The organism is Paraburkholderia kururiensis JCM 10599 = LMG 19447, assembly GCF_003986935.1.
Lineage (GTDB): Bacteria > Pseudomonadota > Gammaproteobacteria > Burkholderiales > Burkholderiaceae > Paraburkholderia > Paraburkholderia kururiensis.
In genome coordinates this window covers 78,700-104,113 of the sequence record NZ_RJZE01000018.1, presented here as the reverse complement: position 1 = coordinate 104,113, position 25,414 = coordinate 78,700, and the positions used below count along the sequence as shown (strand labels likewise).

Genomic DNA, 25,414 nt, shown 5'->3' with positions numbered 1-25,414 from the left:
CCGAAGTGCGTCCGACGGTCCTCGAAAGAGGCCGCCCCACAAAACCACGTTGTCTGCACACCCCACTATCCGAGCCGAGGTTCCTCATGCACCCTCTCACTGCCCTCACGCCGGCCCACTTCTGTTATCTGGTCGGCGTAGTGGCCATTGTCGTCACCATGATTTTCCGCGCGAACGTTGTCGTTCCCGCCATTCTCGCCACCTTCGCTGTGGCGCTCGCGTACTCGGGCAAGGTACTCACCGCGTTGCAGGCCATCTTCATGGGCAGCCTGACCGCCGCTCACGAGCTCTTCAACATTTTTCTGGTCATCGCATTGATGACGGCCCTGCTCAACGGGCTGCGAGAAATCGGCGCCGACGTGAGGATGGTGCGGCCATTCAGAAAGATCATGGTCAACGGTCACGCGGCCTTCTTCATTCTCGCGTTGATCACTTACCTGATTTCGCTGTTCTTCTGGCCAACGCCGGCGGTGCCGCTGGTCGGCGCGATTCTTATTCCAGCAGCGATCTATGCAGGACTTCCTCCACTGGGCGCCGCGGTCGCCATTGCCATTGCCGGCCAGGGGATGGCCCTGTCGTCGGATTACGTGATCAAGGTTGCGCCCGGTATCAGCGCCAAGGCGGCGGGAACCGACATGCTGCCCGTAGCGAACACCGCGCTGCTGCTGTCCATCGTTGCGGGCGCTGTTGCACTTGGTCTCTGCTGGTACTTCACGGTGCGCAAGAACGTCAAGGAAGCCGGCGCGAAAAATCTGACCGAATGGGAATTCTCGGGCGAGCTGTACCCGGGCAGCGAGCCCGAGGCTCATCAAGGCAGCTTTGCAAAAGCCGAACTCGCACGCAGCACGAGCGGGGCACACGACGACACCACAGATGTCGGCGAAGCCGTGCCGGACCTTTCCTCCGGGGCGGCAGTGCTCACGCTGCCGTCGATGGTGGATACCGTGTTCCCGCCAAGAAGGGGAATGTGGTCGAAGGTGTTCTCCATCATCACGCCGCTTACGTTCCTTGCGGTGGTGATCGTGATGACCCGGCCGGATCTCGTCGGAGCGTCCGTCATTCGCGGCGGCGATGCGGCTTCGCTGATCGGCGGAATGGCAGCAGTCCTGATGATGCTGACGACGCTTTCCTACGGACGCAAAGGCTTCCTCGACCGCACAGCGTCGCACATCATCGATGGCTTCGTGTTCGCGTTCAAGGCCATGGGCGCCGTGCTGCCGATTGCCGGGTTCTTCTTCGTCGGCGACAGCAGCACCGCGGGTCCGATCCTCGGCATCGAGTCCGGCGCCCACGTCCCATCGCTGCTCTTCGAACTGGTCCAGGCGTGCAGTCAGTTCATTCCGCACAGCCCGATACTCGTGTCGTTCGGCGTGCTGTTGACGGGGATGATCACCGGCATCGACGGTTCCGGCTTCGCCGGTCTTCCGCTGACTGGCTCGCTGTCGGGCGCGCTGGCTCCGATGGCTCACATGCCGGCTTCCACGCTCGCCGCCATCGGCCAGATGGGCGCCGTGTGGACCGGAGGCGGGACGCTCGTTGCCTGGTCCTCGCTCATCGCCGTCACGGGCTTCGCGCGCGTGCCGGTGCTGGACGCGGTGCGTGCCCTTTTCGTGCCCGTGGTCTGCGGCCTGATCGCCGCCACCCTTTTCGCCGTGGCGATCAGTTGAACGGTACCTTCCATGACCCTGTTCGTTTCGGAAACGCTGGCGCATGACGGCTGGGCGGCTATCCAGATTGTCTTCGTCAACGTGCTGCTAGGGGGGGATAACGCCATCGCCATCGCAATGGCCTGCCGCTCCCTCCCCGCAAGGCAGCAGCGTCTCGGGATCCTGCTCGGCACCGGGCTTGGCATCGTGCTCCGGGTCGTGCTGATCGGGGTGATCGGCAAGCTGCTCGCCATCCCCTTCATGCATCTGATCGCCGCAGCGCTGTTGATGTGGATTGGCGTGCAGCTCGTACGACCGGGCGAGGACGGTGCATCTGTCAGCCAGACCACCGCGTTGTGGCGAGCGGTGACAACCATCATGTGGGCCGATCTCGCGATGAGCCTGGACAACGCGCTGGCCACGGCCGCGGTGGCCCAGTCGCTACCGGAGAAGTCTCAGCTCGTCGTCACATTCGTGGGTCTGGCAATGGGCGCCCCCGTCATTGCGTTCGGCAGCCGGCTTATCCTTGCGGTGCTCGAGCGCGTGCCGGCACTTGTATACGCTGGCGCGGGCCTCCTCGGCTGGATCGCTGGCGAACTGGTGCTGGCGGACCCCACGGCTCGCGGCGTGTTGCGCGGGCTGCTCCCATTGATTCCGGGCTTGAGTCTCGCCACCGTTAGCGCGCTGACGTGCATTGCGGCGGCAATCATCGTTCCGCTATTGGGCCGTGTGGCTGCGAGCCGCGTGCACGCGGGGTAATGCCCTCGGTGGGCGAGCGCCGCTCAGGCAAGCCGGCCGGCGCTGCGCCGGCCGGCTTGCCTGTCGCGTCGGTCAATGGTCCGCGCGAGTGTACTGTCTACAAAAAACCGGGAGTGCGCTAGAATTGGCGATTGATTTTGTATAGTCGGCAATCCGGCCGCATTAACGAGCGTGAACGCCCAATGAACACACCGTCGGATATCGCAGCGACAACGGCAGGCAATCCGGCAGACAATCGGGAGCGGCCCGGTTCCGCTCCGATTCTTCACCGCCAGCTGTCCGAACTGGTCACCGCGCGGATCAGGGAGTCCATTACCTCAGGGTCCTATGCGCCGGGCACGCGTCTCATCGAAGGGCGCATCGCGGAAGAACTGAACGTCTCGCGTGTACCCGTTCGCGAGGCCTTGCGTGCGCTGGCTGCGGAGGGGCTGGTCGAAGTCAGGCCCCGCCACGGAGCAATCGTTGCATCGCTTGACCCCGCTTCCGCGCGCGAAATGGTGCAGATCCGGGCTACCCTCGAGGGGCTAAACGCCCGACTGGCCGCGGAGCATTGCACCCCCGAACTCGCCAGCAAGGTCGCCGACGTTCTGGCCGAAGGCAATGCCAAGATGGCATCTGGAGAAACGGCGAAACTGCTCGACCTCAATGCCCGCTTTCACGATCTTCTCTATGCAGCGGGTGCAAACACCATGCTCGCCGACCTCATGCGAACGCTGCGCGATCGCACGCGAATGCTGTTCGTGAATGCGGCGGAAGACGAAATACGGCAGACCTGGGAAGAGCACGCGGCGATTCTGCGCGCCGTCCAGTCCGGCGACGCGGCACTCGCTGCGCTGCTCGCGGAGCGGCACGTGATCCGCGCGGCTCAACGTTATCTCGATAGAACGTCCAAATAGCGTTGCGGGGTCACGACCAACTCCATCAACATCATGAAGCAGTTCGCCCTTTCCGAACTCGGGATCCTGGTGCTACCGGCTTTTGCTGTTGTCGGCGAACTCAAGGCTGGGCAACTGAAGGCCATTCCCATTGAACACCCGATCCTTCAGAACGCCGAAGCGCATCTCGTGACGCGTGTGGGACGCACGTTGTCCGTTGCGTCGAACAAGATGCTGCAGATGATCTCGTCGCAAATGAGCGCGTTTCGCTAGCCGGTCGCGGCAGGAGCAGCCCCCCCCCCGGCCCAGGACAAGGGCAGCGGAGACCAACATGGGCAGCAATCGGGCCAGCACATCAGTTTTCATCGCCGTGCAAACAGGTGGACGCTGCGGTGACGGGCGTCCGCTTGTTCCTTGCCGCTTACGAGGCCGTGGCGACGAGTTCGGGCACGAGCGCAAACAGATCACCGACGAGGCCGTAGTCGGCCACGCTGAAGATCGGTGCTTCGGGGTCCTTGTTGATCGCGACAATCACCTTCGAGTCCTTCATGCCGGCCAGATGCTGGATCGCACCCGAGATGCCCACCGCCACGTACAACTGCGGCGCCACGATCTTGCCCGTCTGGCCCACCTGGTAGTCGTTGGGCACGTAGCCCGCGTCCACCGCCGCGCGCGAGGCGCCCAGCGCTGCACCCAGCTTGTCGGCGAGCGGCTCCAGCACCTTCGTGTAGTTCTCGCCGCTGCCGAGACCCCGGCCGCCCGAGACGATGATGTTCGCGCTCGTCAGCTCGGGACGGTCAAGCTTCGTCACTTCGCGGCTCACGAACTGCGAGATGCCGGCGTCCGGCGCTGCCTCGATCTTCTCGATGGACGCGCTGCCGCCTTCGGCTGCCACGGCGTCGAAGCCCGTGGTGCGCACCGTGATGACCTTGATCGGGTCCGCCGACTGCACCGTTGCAATCGCATTGCCCGCATAGATAGGACGCTCGAACGTGTCGGCGCTGACCACGGCCGTGATGTCGCTGATCTGCGCCACGTCGAGCTTCGCCGCGATGCGCGGCGTCACGTTCTTGCCCGCGGCCGTGGCCGGCGCGAGGATGTGCGAGTAGTCCTTCGCGATGTTCAGTACCGTCGCCTCGACGTTCTCCGCGAGGCCCGCTTCGAGCTGCGGCGCATCGGCGAGCAGGACCTTCGATACGCCCGCAATCTTCGCTGCGGCTTCGGCCGCGCCCTGCGCATTGTGGCCGGCTACCAGCACGTGCACGTCGCCACCGATCTTCGTCGCAGCCGCCACCGTGTTCAGCGTCGCGCCCTTCACGGTCGCGTTGTCGTGTTCCGCAATTACCAGAATCGTCATTTGTCGTCGCTCCCTTACAGCACCTTCGCTTCGGTCTTCGCCCTGCATGGGGCCCCAGTAAGTGCTAAAGCACTAACTGAGGCCGACAGCTTCTCCACCAGCGTCTTCACGTCCGGCACCTTCACGCCGGCCGAGCGCTTCGGCGGCTCGGCAACCTTCAGCGTCTTCAGGCGCGGCGTCACATCCACGCCGAGGTCCTCGGGCTTGATGGTTTCGAGCGGCTTCTTCTTCGCCTTCATGATGTTGGGCAGCGTCACGTAGCGCGGCTCGTTCAGGCGCAGGTCGGTCGTGACCACGGCGGGCAGCTTCAGCGAGAGCGTTTCGGCACCGCCGTCCACTTCGCGCATCACCGTGGCCCGCAGTTGCCCACCCTCGTCTGCAACCGTCACCTTCGAGGCGAACGTCGCCTGCGGCAGGTTCGCGAGTGCGGCAAGCATCTGGCCGGTCTGGTTGGAGTCGTCGTCGATGGCCTGCTTGCCCAGGATGACCAGCTGCGGCTGTTCCTTGTCGACCAGGGCCTTGAGCAGCTTCGCCACAGCGAGCGGCTGCAGGTCTTCGTTCGATTCGATCAGGATGGCCCGGTCCGCGCCGATGGCCAGCGCCGTGCGCAACGTCTCCTGCGCCTGCGCCACGCCCGCCGACACCGCGATCACCTCGGTCGCCACGCCCGCTTCCTTCAGGCGCACGGCTTCCTCGACGGCAATTTCGTCGAACGGGTTCATCGACATCTTCACGTTTGCAATGTCGACGCCCGTGCCGTCCGTCTTCACGCGGACCTTCACGTTGTAGTCGACCACTCTCTTGACTGCGACTAACACCCTCATATCCGTTCCTTGTTTGTCGTCAGGGGACCGGCGCCAGTCCGCTGACTGGTCTGAAGCCCCTCGGAATTCTTCCGCGTAAGCGGCGCCAGGATTCGAGTCATTTGTGCGCCCGTTCTGCTGATTCAGGAAATACTGGTAACAGGCTTCTTCTGCCCGCCCGGTGTGCTGCCGCCGGACTCCAGCGTCACCGCGGCGCCCAATGGCCCATCAGCCCTTACCTCGCCGAACGGTTCCGGCTTTTCTCTACCTAACGGACCATTTTCGTTATCCGGAATGGCGGTATACTCTTCTGATCCAACGCTCGGAATGGGCCCGAGCCCCAAGACAACAAGTGGGATCCGATGTCCGTTAGCGCTCGCACCTTCTTCTATATCCAGCAAGTCGAGCAACTCATTCGTCGCAGGCTCGACGAATGTCTGCTGGCGATCGACATCACGGCTGGTCAATACATGGTCCTCAACCTGATTGCGCACCACGAGCCCGTATCGTCGGCCGACCTGGCACGCAAGACGATGATGACGGCACAGTCCATGGGCGAGTTCATCCGCGCGCTTGAGGCCAAGAAACTCGTCGAACGGAAATCGACCCAGCTCAACAAGCGCACCATGCTGATCTCGTCCACTGCAGCGGGACGCAAGGTTCTGGTCCGGTGCGAATCCCGGATCGACGAAGCCGAACGTGACTTCTTTAGTTGCCTCAGTGGTGAAGATGTCGCCAGTCTGCGCATCCTGATGAGCCGGGTGCGCAGTGCCCAACTCGCCAGGCAGGCTGTGGAACTCGACCCGGCCACACCTTGAAGCTGGCAGTTCACCTCCTGCACGCTGTCGACGCGCAGGCGGCTGCCAACGTCCTCGACAGGCTGGACGATGCGAAAAGAAAATCACACGTCCAGCATCAGCAGGGGGGTCGCGCTTCGCGAGCAGCAGATGAGCATGCTTTGCCCGGCAGCCCGGGCCTCCGCAGACAACACGCTGTCCCGATGATCAGGCGTCCCACCCAGGACGCGCGTCTCGCAAAGCCCACAGGCCCCCTGCATGCAGCCATACGGAACGTCGACGCCGTTTTCGAGCAGCACGTCAAGAATCGACTGATCATGCGGAACTTCGAATGACTGCCCCGATTTCGCCAGTACAACCGTGAAGTCCCGGCTGGCACCCTGTTGTTGCGCGGGTGCAAACCGCTCCAGATGTACCGTCTCCGCAGGCCGGCCCGCCGCTGCCGCTTCGAACGCGTCAAGCATCGACTGGGGGCCGCAGCAGTATGCATGCGCATCGCTCGGGGTTTCGCGAAGAACCGTCGCAATATCCAGCCGTTGTCCGCCTGGCTCGTTGTCGAAATAGACGTGCAGTTTGCCGCTGTCCGAAGCCGCAGATAGCTGTTCGATATCCGACATGTACGCAGCCCGGCCACGGTCACGCGCCGCGTAGTGCAGTACCCAGGGACGTCCGAGTGCTTCGAGTCGCTGCACCATGGACCAGAGCGGCGTAATTCCAATGCCGCCAGCGAACAGCACACTCAAGCTCGCGTTCTCTACCAGCGCAAACAGATTGCGAGGCTCACCGATCTGCAGGACATCGCCCACGCGCAGCGTTTCGTGAATGTGCCTCGACCCGCCACGACTGCTGGCGTCTCTGGCGACCGCGATTTCATAACGCTTTGGCGAGCCATCCCAGCGCACGACGGAGTAACTTCGGGAGAGCTTTGCGGTCAGGTTGACATCAACATGCGAGCCAGCGCCTGCGGCGGGCAGGTCGCGACCGTCCAGCGCCTCCAGTACGAGGCCAACAACGCTATCCGCAAGCAGTGTCATGGACTTGACGCGGACCTTGGTCAGCGGTAATTCGCTCATAAAATTCCTGATCCGTTCATGGGATTAACAAAATCATCGAGCCAAAGACCCGCGCGCGCAGTCCACCCTCATTGCCCTGACCGGAGCCGGCTTCACGGGCGCACGCAGACGGTCTTGTCAAATCCACTCGTCGGGCATGGACAGAAGGCTGTCGTTGCCACATTCAATGCGACGGCAGATAGCCTCGAGCAGCGGCATCTGTCTTTGCATCCACGTCTTTGCCAATGCCAGCTTGGTCAGGCGTGTGGTCTCGTCGACGAACCGGCATCCCGAACCGTCGAGTACTACCGCGGCGATTTCGCTCCAGATCCAGCCGACGTACAGGATGCCCATTGCAGTGAGAACGTCGTATGACGCGGCATCGGCAAGGCCATAGCTCGCGCGGCCGTCTGTGTTCAGCCACGTGATGGACGCGCCAAGGCGTTGCAGCCCATCGCGCAGCGGGACCGTGTATGGCTTGAGTTGCACATCATCTGAATGACGGTCGACGAAACCGGAAATCGCTCGCGCAAAGTGTTTCCAGGGGCGACCTTCGTGCGCGAACAGCTTGCGGTGTACGAGATCAGTGGCCTGAATTCCGTTTGCGCCTTCGTATAGCTGACCGACCCTGGCATTGCGTACGAACTGTTCGATGCCGTAATCCTTGATGTAGCCGTGTCCACCGAACACCTGCTGGCACGCGACTGCAGCATCGAAGCCACGGTCCGTAAAGAATGCCTTCATCACAGGCGTCAGGATATCGAGCATGTCGGCGGCCGCCTGTCGCTCCTGCAGGTCGGGTGCCGACCGGGCAATCGACTGCCACATCGCCGCGCGCATGGCGCCTGCACGCGCACCCTCAGCAAAAGACCGCGCTTCGAGCAGGAGGCGCCGCACATCTGCGTGCGCGATGATGGGGTCCGCCGCCTGCGCCGTGTCGCGCAGCTTTGAACCCGCCCGTCCCGAGCGGCGTTCGCGCGCGTAGTCCGCCGCGTTCTGCCGGGCGATCTCAGCGTATCCAACCCCGGACAGGGCGGTGCCTACGCGGGCGTAATTCATCAGATGGAACATTGGCGCCATGTTGGCGGCGGTACCTCCCCCGCCCGTATCGCCAATGCGCCACGCCACCGCGCCTTCGAAATCGAGTGCACAGGTTGCACTGCCCTCGATCCCCATCTTGTGCTCAATGGAGCGTGCGAAGACGTTGTTCAGTTCGCCTTGTGCGCCGGTATGAGGATCAATCATGTTCCTCGCCACCAGAAACACGTGCACCGATGAGAGGTCCGCCGTCACGCGTCCCTGCGCATCGGGTACCTTGGCAAGCACGATGTGAATGATGTTGTCAGTCAGGTCGTGATCACCGCCGGAGATGAAAATCTTGCGTCCGTGAATGCGCCACGTCCCGTCCGGCTGGCATATCGCGCGCGTCGAAATCTGGCGCAGGTCGGTACCGGCCTGCGGCTCCGTCATGCACATCGTCGCGGTCCAGTCACCGTCCGAGAGACGAGGTACGACATGGCGTCTGATCCATTCAGGGGCCAGCGCTGCAAGCATGCTGGCCGCGGGTGCGCAGAAACTGCTGTACATCGAAAACGAATGGCCAGTGGACGCGCGCATCTCCGACACCGGCACCGCCATGACCGGCGGAAGTCCGGCGCCGCCCAGTTCCTGTGGGAGACTGAGGCGGTGCCAGCCGGCCTCGCGATAGGCGTCCCAGGCAGCCTTGAAGCCGCCAGGCGTGCGGACCCGACCATCGAGAAAATGGGCTCCCTCGCCATCACCAGCCTGATTGAGCGGGTGCAGGACTTCCTCATGAAACTGGGCTGCGGCTTCGAGAACGGCCGAAGTCAGATCGGCAGTGAGTTCGTTAAAGCCGGGAAGGTCCTTGCGTTCCTCCACCCGCAGATAATCGTGAAGAATGAAGAGCCAGTCCCTGACTGGCGCGCGATAGGTTGGCATGGGGTTATCTTGATATCTTGATGTTGCTGATGCGGCCTGAAGCTTCGGCGAGCTGTACGAGCAATTCCGCAGGCCGGAACTGCTCGCCATGTCGGGCGCAAAGTGCTGTAAGTCTCGTGACGACTGAAGGCAGTCCGAGCATGTCCGCGTAATACATGGGGCCGCCTTTCCAGTCCGGCCATCCGTAGCCGAGCTGCCACACCAGATCGATGTCGCTGGCGCGCTCGACAACGCGTTCGGCGAGGAGCCTCGCGCCCTCGTTGATCATCAGGAGCACGAGACGGTCGTGTACTTCTTCATCGGGAAGCACACGTCGCTCGATACCTTCCAGCCGTGAAGCTTCCTCGATCAATGCCGTCACCTCCGGGTCCACGAGCGCGCGCCGCTTGCCGGGCTCATAGCGGTAATAGCCGCGCCCGGCGCGTTGTCCGGCACGGCCACGCGCATGGAGCTGTTCGATCAGCCAGTCTCTTTGCCCCGCCCGCTGTCGGGCGCGGTATGTCAGTTCTATCCCTCCCGCCATGTCCTGCAGCTCGAACGTTCCCATCGGCAGGCCGAGCTTGCGCAGCACACGGTCAACCTGTTCCGGCAGCGCCCCTTCGAGCAGAAGGCGCGCGGCCTGCCGCTCGCGGGCGATCATCATGCGGTTGCCCACGAAACCGTCGCATACACCCACCACGATCGCCACCTTGCCGACCGACGAAGCGAGACTGCGCGCAGCTTCGAGCGCTTCAGGCGACGTCGACGATGTGCGAACCACCTCGATGAGCCGCATTACGTTTGCAGGATTAAAGAAATGAAGACCCACAACGGAATGCGGACGTTGCGTCGCGGCCGCAATCAGGTTGACGTCCAGCGTGGACGTGTTGGTCGCAAGCAGCGCTCCGGACGCGGCGTGTCGATCGATCTGGGCAAACAGCTGCTGCTTGAGCGCAAGATCTTCCCAGACCGCCTCGATTACCACGTCGGCGGTTGCAATGTCCGCCATGTCCTGACCCCACGAAAGGCGTGCGAGTCTGACGTCACGCTCAGTCCCGGTAAGACGTCCACGCGCTACATCACGGCTGTACGACCCGGCGATACGATCCGTCGCAACGGCAAGCAAAGCCTCGGACTGGTCAATGAGGTGCACCGAAAGGCCACCCGACAGCATGGCCATTGCAATGCCTACGCCCATGTTGCCGGCGCCGATTACCGCGGCGTGTCGGAATACGCGCCCGCCCGGCGGCTGCGGCATTTCCAGCGCCGCCCGCGCGGCCTCTGAGTACGCTCTGGCGGCCTCCGCGGCAAGTGTGGTGAAGGCGGGCACGTGTTGTCCGTCGTGCGCCGGCACGACATACAACGTTACCGGGTCCCCGATATTCAGCGCACGCACGTCAGCGTCGAGGATCGCGGAGCTGATACGCAACCCTTCCTCCAGCTCGATAATCGCAGGGGCCGTGGGTCGGGCACTGCGTTCCACAATCGAGTACGAATGAATCTCACCGCGCCCCGACAAATGCCGCCACGATGTCGCCTGGCTGCCACAGAACGGGCAACGCACCCTCGGGTAGTAGTGCAGCGTGTCGCAGGCGCCGCAGTGCTTCGCGAGCAGTTGTCCCGAACGCGTCGCCTCCCAGAACGGCTCGTCGCCGGGAAACACGACCGGTGCCGGCGGATATCCCTGATCCGGTTTCATATGGTTTTACTCCGCTTGCAGAATTAAGGTACCGGCCGCATGCGCGCCGGCCAGATTGCCGCCCGTGCCGTGCGCCAGCACAAACTCACGGCGAGCGACCTGGACGGCCGGATGCGCCTCACCCCGGCACTGGCGAACGGCCTCGAGAATCTTCGTCATCCCGCCTTTATTGCCTGGATGGTTGTTGCACAGGCCGCCGCCATCTGTGTTGAATGGCAGGCGGCCCTCGCCTGCAATCAGGTTGCCGTCCGCAACGAACGGGCCGCCCTTCCCCTTCGCGCAAAATCCGAGATCTTCAAGCTGCACGATTACCGTGATGGTGAAGCTGTCGTACAGCGACGCATAACCGATGTCCCCTGGAGTAATGCCTGCCCCCGCAAATGCCGCAGCGCCGGAACGCGCGCCGGCCGAGACCAGCAGATCGATACGTCCTCCGTCAGGGTGCTTCACCGCCGCGCCAGTCCCGATGACCTTGACCCTGGGACGCCTCAGCTGCTTCGCGATTTCCGGGCGCGCGACAACCACGGCACCCCCGCCATCCGTCACGACACAACAATCAAGGCGATGCAGCGGATCGGCAACCAGAGGCGAATCGAGCACATCGCGTACGGTTACGACTTCGCGATGCACGGCGCTCGGGTTGTGCCGGGCATGATGCGAGGCGGCGACCCGCACCCAGGCGAGCTGCTCGGGCGTCGTGCCGAATTCATGCATATGGCGCCGCGCCACCATCGCGTACCCGTACATCGGATGAGGTGGCACGGCGGCCTGGAACGGCAGGTTTGGCATCGTGTCGCGATCGACCCCGGCGAGCCTTGTGCCCGCGCCAGCCGCGAGCGGGCGATCCGCCATCGTGATCAGCGCCACATTGCAGTGGCCCGACGAAATCGCCTCCACAGCGTGCGCGACGTGCAACAGATACGCCGAACCGCCCGATTCGGTCGTGTCGACATGGCGCAGGTTGCGCAGGCCAATGTATTCGGCCATCGTGAGGGCGCCGAGGCCAGGCGCATCCGCGCCGCAAAAGTAGCCGTCCACGTCATCAAGACCCAGCCCTGCATCCTCCAGCGCACCAAGCGCGACGTCCGCGTGCATCTGCGCAGTGGTCAAACCCTCGGCCCGGCGTACGGGATGCTCGTAGATGCCGGCGATATATGCGGCGCCCTTGATACTCATGTTGACTGACCCCTCCGTGGTTGGTGCGCGGCAACGGGTGAACGGGAAGCTGCACGCCGCGCCTTGAGGTGCCATACACCCCAAATAGTAAGGTTACCTTATATCATGTGTTGCCCGACAATTCCAAGAATGCGCCGATAGGGTTTGTACCATGTGGATTCGCCGGCAAACTTTATATAAGGTAGCCTTACTACGTGACCTGGTCGTGCCGTTGCACGATTTCGAAGATGGCCCGCTGAACATGACTTCCCAGTTCCCTTTCATCAATCTCCCGTTCCTTGAGCGGAACCTCGACGTTGTCGAGCGGGCCGACGGCGCAGTCCTGATGCGCAGCAAGGTGCCGCTGGGTCCGGTCGAGGTGCATCTGCCCGCCGTGCTGAGACGTCGTGCGCTCGAACGTCCCGCGCGGCCATGGCTGAAACAACGCTGTGCGCAGACGGGCGACTGGCGCACACTCAGCTACGGCGCGGCCGGCCACCAGGTCGATGCCGTGACCCAATGGTTGCTGTCACAACGGCTCGACGGGCGCAGCGTGATGGTGCTGAGCGGCAACACCCTGGAACACGCCGTCATCGAGCTCGCCGCCATGCAGGCGCGCCTGCCCTATGTACCGGTGACCCCCGCCTATTCCCTGCTGAGCACCGATTACGCGAAACTCAGGGCGATGGTCGCGTTGATCAGGCCCGCAGTGATCTTCGTGCAGAGTGCGCAGCAGTTCCGCGCAGCACTGCACGCCATCGCCCCACATGATGCGCGCGTCGTATATGTCGCCGATCCAGCCGATGACATCCACGGTACGGCGTGGCACACGGTTCTCGAGACGCCCGTGAGCCCGCAGGTGCAGGCATCCCTCGACAGCATTACGCACGATACGGTGGGCAAATACCTCTTCACCTCGGGCTCGACTGGAGAGCCCAAGGTCGTGCCGGTCACGCAGCGCATGCTTTGCGTATCGATGGCCATGCACGCGCAGACCGTGGGCCACGATCCCGTCGCACCGGAATCCGTGCTGCTCGAATGGCTGCCGTGGAGCCACGTCGCTGGCGGCACCGCCATCTTCAACAGCATCCTGAACGATGGCGGAACGATGTACATCGACGACGGACGTCCCGTACCGGGCGAGTTCGCCAGGACGCTGCGCAACCTCCGGGAGGTTTCGCCCACCCGCTTCAGCAGCGTACCGGCGGGCTACGCCATGCTCGCGGACGCGCTGGAAGCCGACGAGATGCTCGGCCGGCAGTTCTTCGTGCGCCTGCGCCGGCTGACCTCGTCAGGCGCGAAGCTGCCCGACAGTCTCTACCAGCGCCTGCAAGCCCAGGCCGTGCGCCATCTCGGGCACCGCATTCCGTTTGTGTCCAGCTATGGCTCGACCGAGACGTGTGCCGCGACCACGGTGGTGCATTGGCCAACCGGGCAGGCGGGACTGGTCGGTCTTCCGCAGCCCGGCGTCGAACTGAAGCTGGTGCCGCTAGACGAAGAACGATACGAAATCCGCGCCCGTGGCCCTTCTGTCATGGCGGGCTATCTGGAACAACCGGAGTTGACACGTCTCGCCTTCGACGAGGAGGGCTACTACCGTCTGGGCGACGCCATGACCTTCGTCGATCCGGCAAGACCGGAGGAAGGACTCGCCTTTGCCGGTCGGGTTGCCGAAGAATTCAAGCTGCAGTCCGGCATCTTCGTGCGTGTCGGGACGCTGCGCGTCGAGGTGATCAGCAGCACCGCTCCCCTGCTGCGCGACGTAGTCGTGACAGGCGCGGACCTGCCCTATGTAGCGCTTCTCGCGTGGCCGAACCCGGACGCGTGCCACGAACGTTTCGGCCTGCGCGACGAGCGGCAGCTTGCCTGCCACGCGCCATTGCACGACGCGCTGCGCGAATCACTGCTGCGCCATAACGAACGCCACTCCGGTAGCAGCATGCGCATCCGGCGCGTGATGCTGCTGAACGACCCGCCATCGAGCGATGGCGGCGAGATCACCGACAAGGGCTATATCAATCAGCGTGCCGTGCTTGCGCGGCGCGCGGGCGACGTAGAAGCGCTCTACGCCGATAAACCCGACGCCAACGTCGTAATAATCGAAGCGTAGCGTCGAGAAGAGATTCCTTTTCCTGTAAAGATCCATGACTACCGATATGTCCACAGCAGCTGTGCCACTGATTGACGTCCAACGCGAAGATGAGGTCGCGCTCGTCAAACTGAATCGTGCAGACAAGCGCAACGCCATCAACGACGCGTTGCTTGACGAACTCGAGTCCGTCTTCTCCACCGGTCTGGAAGGCGCGCGTGTTGTCATTCTGCATGGCGAGGGCGAACACTTCTGCGCTGGCCTGGATCTTTTCGAGCTCATGAGCAAGCGCAGCCCCGACGTGCTCGCCGGCATGCGTCGCTCCCGGGCATGGCACCGTACCTTCGACCTCATCCAGTACGGCGAGCTGCCGGTCATCAGCGTTCTGACCGGCGGCGTTATCGGCGGCGGCTTCGAGCTTGCCGCGGCGACACACGTTCGTGTCGTCGAGCGGTCGGCGTTCTTTCAGCTGCCCGAAGGGCAGCGCGGTATTTTCCTCGGAGGCAGCGGCTCCGTGCGCATCCCGAGACTCATTGGTGCCTCGCGGGTCACCGAAATGATGCTCACAGGCAGTGTGCTCAATGTGAACGACGCGTACCAGATTGGCCTCGCGCACTACGTCACCGACGACGGAGCGGGTCTCACAAAAGCACGCGAACTGGCAAAGCGCATTGCCGGCAACGCGGCGGCCACGAATTACGCAATCATCAACGGCATCAGCCGGATCTCGGAGATGCCGGTCGGTGAAGGACTGTTCGCGGAAACCATGATCACGTCCATGACGCGCTCCGCCAACACGGACGTCGCGAAACGGATTGCCGAATTCTTCGACGCACGCCGCAGCCAGACGCCGCCCCCCGCCGCCTGACGGAACGTACGTCTTTCGGATATCTGTTAAACCGGATCTCATCATGAGGAGTTCTAAATGCTGACCAGGGAAGAAAATGATCTGCTGACCCGCGTAAGTAACGGCGCGCCTATGGGACAGATGATCAGGCAAAACTGGTGGATTCCTGCGGCGCTGTCGGACAAGCTGGAGGCCGACGGCAAGCCACTTCGGGTGCAGCTGTTCGGAGAGCAGTACGTTGCATTTCGTGCAACCAGTGGCAAGGTCGGATTCTTCGATGAAGCCTGCCCGCACCGGCGCGCGTCGCTCGCGCTGGGGCGCAACGAAGACAACGCGCTGCGCTGCATTTTCCACGGATGGAAGTTCAACGTCGACGGTGTGACCGTGGCGGTGCCGACCCAGCCGAATAACGAAGCCGAGTACTGCAAACACGTCCCGCTCAGACACTACCCGGTGCGGGAGGAAGCCGGGATTGTCTGGGTGTGGCTGGGCGAGGGCGATACGCCGCCCAGATTCCCCGAACTGCCGTTCGTCGGCCTGCCGCGCGAGAACTTCGTCGTGTTCCGGCAGAAGGTCCACTCAAACTGGCTGCAGGGCGTCGAGACCACCATGGACTCGGCCCATCTCGGCGTGCTCCACCAGAGCTGGCTCGTCGGTTTCGGCGACATCGAATTCTCGTCGGAAAACATGGCGCCCGTGTACCACATCGCGCAAAAGCCGTTCGGCTTCCGCTATGCAGCCGTACGCGCGCTCAAGGACGGCCGCGCCTACGTTCGCACCAACTCGTTCGTCCTGCCGTGGTTTGGGATCGTTTCGCCGAACCGTGCCGACATCCAGGGCGGCAGCATCTTCTTCTCCGTGCCCATTGACGACGAGAACATCTACTACTGGCAGATGACCTATCGCGTCAACGAGAAGCTGGTGCCCAACAAGACCCACGCGTACGAAGATCCCGATTCGTGGCCGCCGCTGCCGCCGGGGCCGCCCGAGGACAACTGGGGGCAGGACCGGGACGCAATGAAGCAGGGACACTTTACGGGCTTTACGCAGATGCTCGGCACGGAAGACTTTGCCGTCATGGTGAGCATGGGGCCGATCGTGGACCGGTCGAAGGAATATCTCGGCGCCGGTGACGGCGCGATCCTGGCGGTAAGACGCTGCCTGCTAAAGGCTCTGCGCGAATTCATGGACAACTCTGTGCCGACCCTGGCGCGCCATGAGGAAATCGACTACCCCAGCACCGGTCCGATCTCCGGCGTATTCAGGGACGAGGTTGAATGGCGGGCCCTGCTCTGACAGGCATCCAGATCACCTCGACGAAGCGGCCGTGCACATGCCATGGCGGTCAGCCTGATGACTGCCGCACGTCCCGAAGATGGCACGCCGCATGCCCCCGGTTTAACGAGCGTTACTTATGAACAACGATCTCATTCAGCGCCTGAAACGGCTTGATACATGCTCGGTCTCCGACGCGCTGGATCGCCTCGGAATTGCAGGACAGGTCACGACAGATCTGCCACGACGGACATCGAACCAGAAGATCGCGGGCGCGGTCGTGACGTTCCGGCTCGTGCCCGCGGGTGCAGCGGTGCGCCGCGACGGGCCGGTTCGCCACCTTGGCACGACAGCCATCGAACTCGCCGGTGCGGGAGACATCATCGTCGTCGAACAGCGCACCGGTATTGATGCGGGTTGCTGGGGCGGCATTCTTTCGCTCGCTGCGGCGCTCAAGGGAATCGGTGGCGTTATCGCAGATGGTCCCGTGCGGGACATCGATGAAGCGCACGAACACAACCTGCCCGTGTTTTGCAGGGCGCTCACCGCAAGGACGGCACGCGGGCGGGTTGAGGAAGACTCGGTCAACGCGACGGTTTGCGTGGGGGGCGTGGTCGTACGGCCTGGCGACCTGGTCATCGCAGACGGTAGCGCCGTCGTCTTCGTGCCAGCGGACGGCGCGGCGGCAGTCATTGCCATGGCGGAGCAGATTGCGGCACGGGAAGCGGCCATGACGAAGGATCTGCTGGCAGGACGCCCGGTCACCGAGGTGATGGGAAAAGACTACGAGCACATGCTGCTTGGCGACGCAATACAAGGATGAATCATGAGTGACACCAATGTGGAGCGAACGGGCCGGCTCGACACGGCGACATTGAGCGATGCACTGGATCGATGCGGTATCAACGGTCAGTGCTACCACATCAAGCCATCTTCGCCCGATTTCCGTATGGCGGGCCGCGCCTGGACACTTCGCTACGGCCCGGCAGGCAAGCCAGCTGGCACGGTTGGCGACTACATCGACGACGTGCCGGACGACTGCATCATTGTTCTCGATAACGGCGGCCGTGACGATGCGACGGTGTGGGGCGACATTCTGACCGAAGTCGCCCATCGCCGTGGACTCGCGGGCACGCTCATCGATGGCGTCAATCGCGACGTCGCGCTCTGCCGCGAACTCGGCTATCCGGTCTACAGCCTCGGGAACTACATGCGCACCGGCAAGGACCGGGTTCAGGTAGAAGCGACCCAGGTTCCGGTCAATATCGGCGGGGTCCGCGTTGCGCCTGGCGATCTCGTGCGCGGCGACGCCGATGGTGTCGTAGTGATTCCCCAGGAGCACGAGGCCCGGGTACTGGACATGGCCGAGGCCATCGAGTCCGCGGAAAACGCCATCCGTTCCGCCGTACGTCTGGGCATGAGCCTGCGCGAGGCAAGAGAGCTGCATCGTTACCATCACCTGCAGACGCGGGTGGAATCATGAGTGCACCCTTCACATGCGCACCCGGACAGTTCCCGACCGTGCGCGACACGATCGAGCGACCCGAAACTCATATCGTTGCGCAGGCATCGCGCATGGCGTCATCTACGCTGCACGAGGCGCTTGGGCGCATCGGCGCACTGCCGTCAGCCATCAAACCGGTTGCCGCAAACATGCGGGTCTGCGGACCTGCCGTCGTCGTCCATTCCCCGGGTGGTGACAATCTGTGGCTGCATCGCGCGCTCTACATTGCCGGTCCAGGCGATGTTCTCGTCGTTCACGTCAGCGGTAAGCCCGACTTCGGGTACTGGGGAGAAATCATGTCTACTGCCGCGCGCGAACGCGGCCTGGGCGGACTCGTTATCGACGGCTGCGTGCGCGACGCGGACCAGCTCGAAGCGCTCGGCTTTCCCGTGTTCGCGGCGGGGCTCTGCATTCGGGGCACCGGCAAGGACGCGGGTGCACGCGGCTGGATCAACTATCCGGTGCGACTGGGTGATGTCGTCGTCCAGCCGGGCGATCTCATCGTCGGCGATCGCGATGGAGTCGTGTCCGTCCCGCGCGCCCGCGCGGCGGAGGCAATATCCAGCGCCGCGGCGCGCGAAGCCAGGGAAACCACAGTGATGCAACGCCTGCGCTCAGGCGAGCGCACGCTGGAACTCTACAACTTCTGAAGCCGGACCATGCGTCTGCGCCTGGGGAATACATCATATGGCCAGCATTACTCTCGCTGTCGGCACGTCCCACAGTCCGATTCTCGTCCTGCCAGGCGATCACTGGCAGCGACGCGCTGAAGACGATCTTCGCAGTCGGGCGCTCTACACGCTCGACGGCCGCAAGCTCACCTACGACGAGCTCGTTGCCGAGCGCGGCACGCCGTACGCGAGTGAGAGCGATCCAGGCGCCTTCCCCAGGCTAGCCCGCGAGGCCGAAGCAGCCCTCGACCGCGTCGAGGCCTACCTGCACGCGGCGCGTCCCGACGTCGTACTCGTAATCGGCGACGACCAGGATGAACTCTTCGGCTACGACAACCTGCCCGCCATCTCGGTCTACCGCGGCGAAGAAGTGGTGATGAAAGAAACGGAGCTGCCCCACCCGAAGCTGACCTGGAGCGACAAGGCGTTCTGGGCAGGCTACGCAATGGATCTGCCTCGCCGTTTTCCGGGCGCGCCGAAGCTGGCCGAGGATCTGATTCGCGGGCTCATCGCCCGCGGCGTCGACGTGGCGACGAGCAACGATGTGCCCGACCCGCAGCGCCGTGCGTTTGGTCACGCCTATGGTTTCGTCTATCAACGGCTCATGAAGAACCTTCGTGTTCCGATGTTGCCCGTGCTCATTAACACCTACTTCCCACCCAACAACCCGACCTCGGCGCGTTGCCATTACATCGGCGGCTGTATTGCCGAAGCGTTGGCCGCGTCCCCCATCGATGCCAAGGTGGCAATCATCGCCTCCGGTGGACTGAGTCACTTTCTGTGCGAAGCGGCGTTCGACCGGAAGATCATCGACGCCATCAAGAACCGCGACAAGGACACGCTGACCAGCATTGCGCAGGAATCGCTTTGCTCGGGATCGTCCGAAATCCGCAACTGGATCACGATGGCCGGGGCTCTCGGCGAACTCGAGTGTGTCTACGACCATTACATTCCGGTCTACCGCACACGTGCCGGCACCGGTATCGGCCTCGGGTTCGCGGTCTGGCAGTGACGCCAGACGGACCACCGACTACTGACAACATCACTTTCTACACGACACAGTCATGATTATCGATTGCCACGGCCACGTCAGCGCCCCAGCCGAACTTTGGGTCTACAAAGCCAATCTGCTTTCGCATCTTGGCGCGCACGGACGCCGCATGCCGGAAGTGAGCGACGCACAGATCATCGAGGCGATGAATCGCAAGGAAATGGGCCCGTGTGGCCATGTCGAAGCACTGGACCGTATCGGTACCGACCTGCAAATGCTCTCGCCCCGCCCCTTCCAGATGATGCACAGTGCCAGGCCGGGCAAGCTCGTGCACTGGTTCACGGAAGAGACCAACAACATCATCGCGCGAACCATCGCCCTGATTCCTGGCAGATTCGTGCCGGTGGCTGGCCTGCCCCAGGTCGCGGGCGAACCCGTTACCCAGACGCTGCCGGAGCTCGAGCGCTGCGTGAAGATGGGCTTTCGCGGTGTGCTGTTCAACCCGGATCCATACGAGAACACCGGCACCGAAGCGCCACCGCTCGGCGACCGCTACTGGTACCCGCTCTACGAGAAGCTCTGCGAACTCGACATTCCGATGCATATTCACGCCACGGGTTCACATTCGGAGCGCTCCCCCTATACCCTGCACTTTGTCAATGAAGAGTCGATAGCGGTCTACGGACTCGTGCATTCGAACGTCTTCAAGGACTTTCCCTCGCTGAAGGTGATCTGCTCGCATGGCGGCGGCGCGATTCCCTATCAGATCGGCCGCTTCCAGTCGAGCGCGGGCCGCCGCGGCATCAATTTCCTTGATGGGATGCGCAATCTCTACTACGACACGGTGCTTTATTCCGAAGAAGCGCTGCGCCTGCTCATCAAGACCGTGGGTGCTGACCGTTGCCTCTTCGGTTCTGAATGCCCAGGTGTCGGCTCGACCATCGACCATGCCACCGGGCGGCCACACGACCATATCGCGCCGACCATCGCCGGGTTTGACTGGCTTGGCCAGAGCGACAGGCAACTCATCTTCGAAGACAACGCACGCAAGGTTTTCGGCCTCACCAGCTGATAACCCGCGGCCGTCCTGAGGACCGGGACTCGCAGGGCGCCGTGAAAAGGGCTTGCTTCTGGAGTTCTCCCGGTCCGACTTCCTGAGCTATGGAGAGCGTAGTACACGGTGCCATCGCCTTCGGGCGGGCCCCTGCTGGTTTTGTATCCACTCTTATAACGACGCAATGGAGACACAGATGAAGACCGCATTACGCAATACGGCGCTACGCCGCAGCGCAGCACTGGCTTCTTTGGCCGCCCTGCTCTCGGGCGGCTCGACCGCGCACGCGCAGAGTTCGGTTTCGCTCTATGGCATTCTGTCCACAGGCGTCGCCTGGACCAGTAACGTGGGTGGGCATGCGGCCGTGCAGATGATTCCCGGCACGATGCAGAACAATCGCTGGGGCCTGCGTGGTGTTGAAGATCTTGGAGGCGGTCTCTCAGCTCTTTTCGTGCTCGAAAACGGCTTCGACAGTACCAACGGCAAATTCCAGCAAGGCGGCCGCATGTTCGGGCGCCAGGCTTACGTCGGCCTGGGCAGTAATTCATGGGGCACGGTGACGCTAGGTCGCCAGTACGACATCCCGTTCGATTATCTCGACCGTTTCGAAGCCCCGGTTGCCGCACTCGGCTTTGCAACACACATTGGAGATAACGACAATCTGTTCGGCAGCTACCGCTATAACAATTCGATCAAGTACCAGTCGCCTACAGTGAATGGCCTGCGTGGCTCCGTGATGTATGCGATGAGCAATGCGCCTGGCCAGTGGGGTGTCAATCGCTCGGTGAGCGCGGGTGCTGCCTACGAGAACGGTCCGTTAAAGCTGGCGGTGGCTGCATTGAATACCGACTACCCGGGCACCACGCAGAACTCCAGCGGCGCGGTCACCGACGATTACGCCGGGGCACCGTTCCTGCTTTTCCATACAAGTCCCATTCACAGGAATGTGGGCGTGCGCCGTCAGCGCGAGTTCGGCGGCGCGGCGCAGTACTTGCTGGGGCAGGTACGCGTGAATGGAATGATCACTGACGTCCGTTACGACTATCTCGACAATACCTCGCTGCATCTCGACAACTTCGATGTCAACGCTTCGTACTCCATCACGCCCTACATCATTCTGGGTGCGGCCTATGTCTACACGAAGGGGCAGTACGGCGGCGGATTCAATGCGGCTCCGCACTGGAACATGGGGCAGCTGAGCGTGAACTACCTGTTCTCGAAGCGCACGAACGTCTACGTTTTTGGCAACTATCAGCATGCGACGGGGGCGACTGCCGACACCTATCTGCTCGCCCCTTCGAGCAATGCGACGCAGACAGTCGTCGTGGCGGGAATCCGTCACCTCTTCTAGAGCGACCCTTTGTCTCGTTGTGCCCCGCTTCACCGCCTGAACCACAACGGCTGCGTACCCCGTCCACGATTGGCCGGACGGATGCGTCGAGGCCGGGAAGCGTGGCCGTTCCGTAAATGATCTGCCCATGCCCCTGGAGCACACCATGTTGCCCCGTAAGCTCACCGAAGCCACTGCCGCCCCGCACGTGAACTCACATGCCGGCGTTTCCAGACCGTACGCACTATGGGTGCTGGCGATTACCACATTGATCTACGCGTTCAGCTTCATGGATCGCGTATTGATGTCGATTGCCGCACCAGCCCTGAAAGCAGAAATGCATTTGACCGACGGCCAGCTTGGCCTGTTGATTGGTCTGGCGTTTGCCCTGTTCTACACCATTCTTGGCATTCCGATTGCGCGACTCGCCGAGCGTTTCAGCCGCGTGGTCATCATCTCCCTCACCATTGTTCTCTGGTCGGTCATGACAATCGGATGCGGAACGGCGACGACGTATGCCGGGTTGTCAGCCTTCCGTCTCGGCGTAGGTATTGGCGAGGCGGGATCGGCCCCTGCCGCCTACTCGCTACTCGCCGACTATTTTTCAGGCAAAAGGCGTTCGTTGATATTTGCGGTCTACGCCGCGGGTGTGCCAATCGGAGTACTGATGGCCTCATTCATCGGCGCACCGCTTATCAGGAACTATGGATGGCAGCATGCGTTTTTCTACGTCGGCATTCCTGGCGTGCTGGTAGGTGCACTCGCATACCTGACGGTCAAGGAACCGGTGCGCGGCAATAGCGCTGCCTCAGAGAGTGGCGTCGGCGTGCCGCCGCTCACCGAGGTCATCCGCAGGATGCTGGGCAACGTCGCCTCGCGCCATATGCTTTTCGCCGTCATGCTTGGCATGTTCGCCATGTCTGCAATCTTTCTCTTCCTGCCGCTCTATTTCGTACGTGTCTACGGCATGAATTTCGGGCAGGCAGGTCTCGCCTTCGGAATAATCGGCGGTGCGGGCGGTCTCACGGGAAATCTCCTGAGCGGCTATCTCTCGGACAGGCTCGGAAAGCGAAACGCCGCGTGGAACGGTTATATCCCGGCGCTGGGATGCGTCGCCGCCGCAGTGCTTGCCGGCATCTCATTCCTGCAGCCCGTTGCTGCCACAGGTGTGGCACTTCTGGTCGGCTTTGCAGTTGGCATGAACTTCTGGAACGGCCCTGCGTTTGCAGTGATTCTCTCACTGCTTGAGCCCCGTATGCGTGCCACCGCGTCTGCGTTGACTCTCTCCGCCATGGCGCTGGTCGGACAGGGACTTGGTCCCGGGTATCTTGGCTTTCTCAGCGACTTTTTCGCGAGGCGCATTTTCGATCGTCCCGACTTTTCACATCTTTGCGTGGTTGCGGGACATGGCGCGTCGGCTGGCGTCCACGCGGCGGCCGACGTGCCAGCGAACATCGCTGCGTTGTGTACTTCCGCCAGCGCCTCAGGCCTCCAGTATGCGCTGCTGAGCGCCACCCCGATCCTCCTCTGGGCTGCCATCCACTACGGGTTGGCAGGCAGGAAATACGCGAGTCTTAAAGACGCCGAACGGCAATACAGCCTGCAAACCAGCCCGAGCGCGTGATTTCCCGCCGTCCGACAAGACCGATGCCGGATCAAGTCACGCCGGACGACCCGCGGTCCCCATCGGCGCTTACCCACCTCTCTTTCGACTGCCATGAAAATTGCGCGATTTAATGAAGGACAACTCGGTATCGTCGTCGACAGTCATTACATCGTCGACGTCACGAGTACCGTCGGTGAGGACCCGGCCATGTGGCCTCCCATCGGCGCCACGCGCCTCATCGCAAACTTCGAACAACTGAAGCCGTCCATCGAGGCTGCGATGGGCCAGCTCCCGCGCGTCCCTCTCAAGGATGTGACGCTGCTCACGCCAGTGCCCTGGCCGAACAAGGTCATCGCCTTTCCGGTGAACTACCACGACCACGGGCGAGAAATGCAGGCCAGCTATCGGGCCACGCACCAGGGCTTTTTTCTGAAGCCGAACTCCTCGCTGTCCGGTGCCGACGAACCTGTCGTCCTGCCGAATGTTCCCACCCGCGAGGTTCATCACGAGTCTGAGCTTGCAGTCATCATCGGCAGGCAGGGTCGTGACATTGCGCGTGACGACTGGCAGCAGTACGTGTTCGGCTACGCCTGCCTGCTGGACATGGTTGTGCGCGGACGGGAAGAACGCGTATTTCGCAAGGCTTACGACACGTTCTGCCCCGTTGGCCCGTGGATCGTCACGGCCGATGAGGTTGGCGACCCCGCCGATCTCGAGATGAAGCTGTGGGTCAATGGCGAACTCAGGCAACACGCCAATACGCACGACCTGGTGCTCGACATCCCCGGGATGATCGAGATGGCATCTGCGGTCATGACGTTGTATCCCGGCGACATCGTGGCCACCGGCACACCCGCAGGTGTCGGGAAAGTCGGCGACGGCGACAAGGTGCGCATCCGGATCGAGCGGGTCGGCGAAATGACCGTTGACGTCGTGGCCGGCACAGGTGGCGCAACCGAGGTGTTTGCGCAGCCCTACACTCCTGACATCATCAAGCAAAAATGAGCGACCTCGAAGAACTTTATGCTGCAATCGACGCCCTCAACCTGGAGGGCGGATGGCATCGCAAGACCCCATCACTGTGGAGCGAACCGCGCGAAAACTTTCTGCCCATGCTCTGGCGATACGCCGACGTCAAACCGATTCTCGAACGTGCCGGCCACCTGGTGGATCACCGCATGGCAGACCGCCGCAACCTCACACTCCGGAACCCCGTGGAAGGGAACCTGTATGCGACGGTACGCACGCTTGTCGGCGCATACCAGTCGATCAAACCGGGCGAGGTCGCCGACGCGCACCGCCATACACCCAACGCGCTGCGGATCATTCTCGAAGGACAAGGCACCTACACGGTTGTTGACGGTGTGCGGGTTGAAATGCGGCCGGGAGACGTTCTCCTGACGCCCGGCTGGTGCTGGCATTCGCACGCGAATGCAGGCCCGGACGAGTGCTTCTGGGTAGACGTACTCGACGTGCCGCTCGTCCACCTGCTCGAGCCGATGTTCTTCGAGCGCCACCCTGACAGGCTGGAGCAGAACGTCGTGAGCGTTGCGCAGTCCCCGATTGCGTTCAGGTGGGAGGCGTCGCTCGCGGCGCTCGACAAGGCGACAGCACCCACAAACGGCATGGCGCAGCGCGAGATCGAACTCGGCGCGCCAGCGCTGAAGAGCACGGCCGTCCACGTGCAACGCATGCCAGCGGGATTCGTTTCGCCACGATACCGCACCACCGCCAACGCAATCTTCACTGTTATCGAAGGCCGCGGTACGACGCGTTGTGGCAACTCCGAAATGCGGTGGGCGAAAGGCGACATGATCGCCATGCCGGCATGGCGTACCTATCAGCATGAGGTGGACCGCGACACGCATCTCGTGCGTGTCAGCGATGAGCCCGTCATGCGCGCCCTGGGCCTTCTGCGCGACGAAGTCGCGGCCGCCGTGTAGCACCAGATACAAGAGGAAACTTC

General features: G+C 62.7%; 22 protein-coding genes and 1 pseudogene. 17 read left to right on the top strand and 6 right to left on the bottom strand.

Translation table 11 applies throughout. From position 1 onward, the window contains the following. Positions 1-86: 86 nt before the first annotated feature. The 4 genes and pseudogenes from PKKP23_RS21680 to PKKP23_RS21665 all read left to right on the top strand — a co-directional run. Positions 87-1,667, top strand: a complete 1,581-nt coding sequence (locus tag PKKP23_RS21680) for a hypothetical protein (protein ID WP_126878373.1) — start codon at positions 87-89, stop codon at positions 1,665-1,667. Between the two features lie 12 nt (positions 1,668-1,679). Then, on the top strand, positions 1,680-2,405 hold the full coding sequence (locus tag PKKP23_RS21675; protein WP_126878372.1) for a YjbE family putative metal transport protein: 726 nt from the start codon (positions 1,680-1,682) through the stop codon (positions 2,403-2,405). A gap of 182 nt (positions 2,406-2,587) precedes the next feature. After that, positions 2,588-3,301, top strand: coding sequence for a GntR family transcriptional regulator (locus tag PKKP23_RS21670; RefSeq protein ID WP_126878371.1), 714 nt, complete (start codon positions 2,588-2,590; stop codon positions 3,299-3,301). Between the two features lie 9 nt (positions 3,302-3,310). Further along, positions 3,311-3,553: pseudogene (locus PKKP23_RS21665) on the top strand (LysR substrate-binding domain-containing protein); the annotation flags it as partial. A gap of 148 nt (positions 3,554-3,701) precedes the next feature. On the opposite strand, the gene PKKP23_RS21660 reads toward PKKP23_RS21665, so the two are convergent. Together PKKP23_RS21660 and PKKP23_RS21655 are read right to left on the bottom strand one after the other, a co-directional pair. Continuing rightward, a complete protein-coding gene (locus PKKP23_RS21660) occupies positions 3,702-4,637 on the bottom strand; it encodes an electron transfer flavoprotein subunit alpha/FixB family protein (RefSeq protein WP_126878369.1) in 936 nt (311 codons plus the stop codon). A 14-nt stretch (positions 4,638-4,651) separates the two neighbouring features. Continuing rightward, positions 4,652-5,461: an electron transfer flavoprotein subunit beta/FixA family protein gene (locus tag PKKP23_RS21655; protein ID WP_240659090.1), complete on the bottom strand. Its 810-nt coding sequence runs from the start codon at positions 5,459-5,461 to the stop codon at positions 4,652-4,654. A 341-nt stretch (positions 5,462-5,802) separates the two neighbouring features. Here PKKP23_RS21655 and PKKP23_RS21650 point away from each other — a divergent pair, with 341 nt between their 5' ends. Continuing rightward, positions 5,803-6,258 (top strand): MarR family winged helix-turn-helix transcriptional regulator, encoded by a 456-nt coding sequence (locus tag PKKP23_RS21650; protein ID WP_017776290.1) that lies wholly within the window; start codon positions 5,803-5,805, stop codon positions 6,256-6,258. A gap of 83 nt (positions 6,259-6,341) precedes the next feature. On the opposite strand, the gene PKKP23_RS21645 is transcribed toward PKKP23_RS21650, so the two are convergent. From PKKP23_RS21645 to PKKP23_RS21630, 4 genes are all read right to left on the bottom strand, one after another. Next, the gene (locus PKKP23_RS21645) at positions 6,342-7,310 is read right to left on the bottom strand and encodes a PDR/VanB family oxidoreductase (RefSeq protein ID WP_017776289.1); all 969 of its coding nucleotides are present in this window, start codon (positions 7,308-7,310) and stop codon (positions 6,342-6,344) included. Positions 7,311-7,427: 117 nt separating this feature from the next. Then, the gene (locus PKKP23_RS21640; protein WP_126878368.1) at positions 7,428-9,248 is read right to left on the bottom strand and encodes an acyl-CoA dehydrogenase family protein; all 1,821 of its coding nucleotides are present in this window, start codon (positions 9,246-9,248) and stop codon (positions 7,428-7,430) included. Between the two features lie 4 nt (positions 9,249-9,252). After that, a complete protein-coding gene (locus tag PKKP23_RS21635; protein WP_126878367.1) occupies positions 9,253-10,926 on the bottom strand; it encodes a 3-hydroxyacyl-CoA dehydrogenase NAD-binding domain-containing protein in 1,674 nt (557 codons plus the stop codon). Positions 10,927-10,932: 6 nt separating this feature from the next. Then, complete coding sequence (locus PKKP23_RS21630; protein ID WP_017776286.1) at positions 10,933-12,102, bottom strand: thiolase domain-containing protein; 1,170 nt, start codon at positions 12,100-12,102, stop codon at positions 10,933-10,935. A 151-nt stretch (positions 12,103-12,253) separates the two neighbouring features. Between PKKP23_RS21630 and PKKP23_RS21625 the strand changes: the two genes are divergently transcribed. The 12 genes from PKKP23_RS21625 to PKKP23_RS21570 all read left to right on the top strand — a co-directional run bounded on the left by PKKP23_RS21625 (position 12,254) and on the right by PKKP23_RS21570 (position 25,391). Further along, positions 12,254-14,191, top strand: a complete 1,938-nt coding sequence (locus PKKP23_RS21625) for an AMP-binding protein (RefSeq protein WP_240659089.1) — start codon at positions 12,254-12,256, stop codon at positions 14,189-14,191. 34 nt (positions 14,192-14,225) lie between these two features. Continuing rightward, positions 14,226-15,038 carry a crotonase/enoyl-CoA hydratase family protein gene (locus PKKP23_RS21620; protein ID WP_126878366.1) on the top strand — a complete coding sequence of 271 codons (813 nt, stop codon included), beginning with the start codon at positions 14,226-14,228 and terminating at the stop codon, positions 15,036-15,038. A gap of 57 nt (positions 15,039-15,095) precedes the next feature. After that, positions 15,096-16,313 (top strand): Rieske 2Fe-2S domain-containing protein, encoded by a 1,218-nt coding sequence (locus PKKP23_RS21615; protein WP_240659088.1) that lies wholly within the window; start codon positions 15,096-15,098, stop codon positions 16,311-16,313. Positions 16,314-16,431: 118 nt separating this feature from the next. After that, a complete protein-coding gene (locus PKKP23_RS21610) occupies positions 16,432-17,115 on the top strand; it encodes an RraA family protein (protein WP_126878365.1) in 684 nt (227 codons plus the stop codon). A gap of 3 nt (positions 17,116-17,118) precedes the next feature. Continuing rightward, positions 17,119-17,775: an RraA family protein gene (locus tag PKKP23_RS21605; RefSeq protein ID WP_126878364.1), complete on the top strand. Its 657-nt coding sequence runs from the start codon at positions 17,119-17,121 to the stop codon at positions 17,773-17,775. Beyond that, positions 17,772-18,446, top strand: coding sequence for a 4-carboxy-4-hydroxy-2-oxoadipate aldolase/oxaloacetate decarboxylase (locus PKKP23_RS21600; RefSeq protein WP_126878363.1), 675 nt, complete (start codon positions 17,772-17,774; stop codon positions 18,444-18,446). Before PKKP23_RS21605 ends, PKKP23_RS21600 begins: the two co-directional genes overlap by 4 nt. A 37-nt stretch (positions 18,447-18,483) precedes the next feature. Further along, entirely contained in the window at positions 18,484-19,479 is a 996-nt protein-coding gene (locus tag PKKP23_RS21595; RefSeq protein WP_126878362.1) for a DODA-type extradiol aromatic ring-opening family dioxygenase, read from the top strand. 52 nt (positions 19,480-19,531) lie between these two features. Continuing rightward, a complete protein-coding gene (locus PKKP23_RS21590) occupies positions 19,532-20,530 on the top strand; it encodes an amidohydrolase family protein (protein ID WP_126878361.1) in 999 nt (332 codons plus the stop codon). Positions 20,531-20,708: 178 nt separating this feature from the next. After that, positions 20,709-21,863, top strand: a complete 1,155-nt coding sequence (locus PKKP23_RS21585) for a porin (protein WP_126878360.1) — start codon at positions 20,709-20,711, stop codon at positions 21,861-21,863. Positions 21,864-22,008: 145 nt separating this feature from the next. Beyond that, on the top strand, positions 22,009-23,466 hold the full coding sequence (locus PKKP23_RS21580) for a spinster family MFS transporter (RefSeq protein ID WP_161978129.1): 1,458 nt from the start codon (positions 22,009-22,011) through the stop codon (positions 23,464-23,466). Positions 23,467-23,559: 93 nt separating this feature from the next. After that, positions 23,560-24,453 (top strand): fumarylacetoacetate hydrolase family protein, encoded by an 894-nt coding sequence (locus PKKP23_RS21575; RefSeq protein ID WP_168724586.1) that lies wholly within the window; start codon positions 23,560-23,562, stop codon positions 24,451-24,453. After that, entirely contained in the window at positions 24,450-25,391 is a 942-nt protein-coding gene (locus PKKP23_RS21570) for a cupin domain-containing protein (protein WP_126878358.1), read from the top strand. The genes PKKP23_RS21575 and PKKP23_RS21570 overlap by 4 nt, the downstream gene beginning before the upstream one ends. The last annotated feature ends 23 nt before the right edge of the window (positions 25,392-25,414 follow it).